This window comes from Streptomyces rubellus, from assembly GCF_036323805.1.
Taxonomy (GTDB): Bacteria; Actinomycetota; Actinomycetes; order Streptomycetales; family Streptomycetaceae; genus Streptomyces.
Genome location: NZ_JAZDCX010000061.1, coordinates 1 through 2,154, shown reverse-complemented (window position 1 = coordinate 2,154; position 2,154 = coordinate 1). Strand labels below are relative to the sequence as shown.

Annotated in this window: 1 pseudogene; it reads left to right on the top strand. The window is 76.8% G+C overall.

Annotated features, from left to right (window positions below):
* Positions 1-415: 415 nt before the first annotated feature.
* Positions 416-2,154: pseudogene (locus V1L54_RS29235) on the top strand (DUF6493 family protein); the annotation flags it as partial.

The following is a 2,154-nucleotide window of genomic DNA, read 5'->3' as shown; positions in this document are numbered from 1 at the left end:
ACCGCCCGCCGGTCAGTGAGCCGGTGCGGTACGGCCGGTGCCCGCTCACGGCGGTGCCGGAGGCGTCCCCCTCGCTCGGGAGGACCGTGGGGCCATGAGGGCCGTGGGGCCGTGGGGCCGTGGTCCGTGAAGGCAGTGTCCGGGGTGCTCCCGGGGCAGTCCCCGGGGGCACCCCCGGCGACCGTACGGGTATCCGGGCACGTCAGGACCGTCCGGCGCCCGGAGCCGGGAGGATCGGGGAGAGACGGGAGGGGGCCGGACTGTCGGTGGCCGCTCCTAGCTTCTGCGCCATGACGACGCCACCGACAGCACCGACGCCACCGGCACCACCAACAGCGGACGCGCGGACGCGCGCCCTCCCCCGCCCCCCGGCCTCGTGCCGCCGCGGCCGCGGCCACCTCGGGGCGGATGCCCGGTGACGGAGCACCTGTCCGCGGCGGACCGGCAGGTCCTCGACGCCGCCGCACGAGAGCTCGACCCGGACGCGTACGCGGTGCTGCTCGCCGTGGCGGACCGCGCCTCCCACCGGCTGCCCGCCCTGATCGCCGCGCTCTCCGACCGGCAGCGGCGCTCCTGCGTCCCCCATCTGGAGGCGCTGCGCGCCCGGTGGGACGAGGCGTGGCAGGACGAACTCCGGCCGTACGCCCGGACGCTGGTCGTGGCGGGCGCGGGCTGCCACACGGGCGCGTCCGCCGCCGCCCGGTGGCTCCGCCACCCCCACCTGGACCTGATCGAGGCCGACGACGCCACCGCGCTGCTGACGATCCTCGCCGCCCGCCCGGCCGAGTGGCTGGGTGACGTCGCCCACCGCATCGTCGGCCCCCGCCTGGAGTACTCCTGGGGGAAGCACTACCCCCTGGTCAAGCGGCTGGTGCTGCTCTCCGGGTGCCCGGTGCCGACCACCGAGGTGTTCGTCCAGGGCTGGGTCCGCGATCTTCCCTGGCCCCAGGCCACGGACTGGCCGGTGGTCGTGGACGGCGCCCTGGCCCCGGCCCCCGCGCCGCACTACGGAGGAGCGGAGCGGCTGTGCGCCGATCCGTTCCTGGACACGCTCCTGCCGCGTCTGTTCGAGGTGAACGGCGTCGGCTCCCCGCTCATCGCCTGGTTCGGGGGGAGCAACAGCATGAGCGCCTCCCTGGCGGAACTCGCCGCCGAGGGGCGGCTGGACCGGGCCGCGCTGATCGACGACTGCCTGTCGCGGCTGCTGCGCAGCGGGCGCCGGGAGGAGATGAGCGGCTTCCACCTCCTCCTCATCCATCTCGATCCCACCGAGGAGGAGTACGCCGGGCGCGTCACGGTCCTGCTGCGGATGCTGTCGGACGCCCCCACCGACATCGCCGTCCACGCCCAGGAGACCCTCGTCGCCCTGGACACCGCCGGACGGCTCGACGCCGGGCAGCTGGCCGAGGCGTCCCGGGCGGCGCTGTTCCGGCGGGAGAAGAAGCTGGTGCGGGCCCAGCTCAAGTGGCTGGACACCGCCGCCCGCCGCGACCGGGAGCGGGCCGGGGCCGTGGTGCTCGCCGCCGCCGACGCCCTCGGCCACCAGGACACGGCCATCCAGGAGCTCGCCCTGGACCTGATCGCCCGTCACCTGCCGCACGCCGGGGACGCGGTGAGCGGCGAACTGGCCGCCGCGGCGGAGGCGGTCAGCCCCGTGCTGCGGCCCCGCGCCGCCGAACTGCTGGGGCTGGAAACCACCGCGGCCGGGTCCACCGGGACGGCGGACGTCCTGCCGCCCGCTCCCGTGCCGCAGCCGATGGCGCCGCCGCTCGCCACCCCCGCCGAGGTGGCCGAGGAGGTGAACGCCGTCCTGACCGCCGCGCGGAGGGCGGCACGGCCCGGCACCGCCGCGGCCACCGTCGAGTCCGCCGTCGAGGCCGCCGCCTTCGAGCGGGCGCTGGACGGGCTGGTCCGGCACGGGTACCAGGAGCGGGAGAAGCTGCTCCGGGCGCTGGAGCCGGTCGTCCGCGCCCATCCCTGGCAGGGGCGGGCCGTGCCGCGCGACGATCTGGGTCCGCTGGAACTGCGCCTGGTGGTGGCCGTGCTCTGCGGTGAGGAGCCCTTCGGCGGGCCCCGGCCGGTGGATCCCCGTGCCGGGGCGCACCCCCACACCCGGCTCTCCCTCTTCGAGGAGGCCCTGGCTGCGCGGGTGTG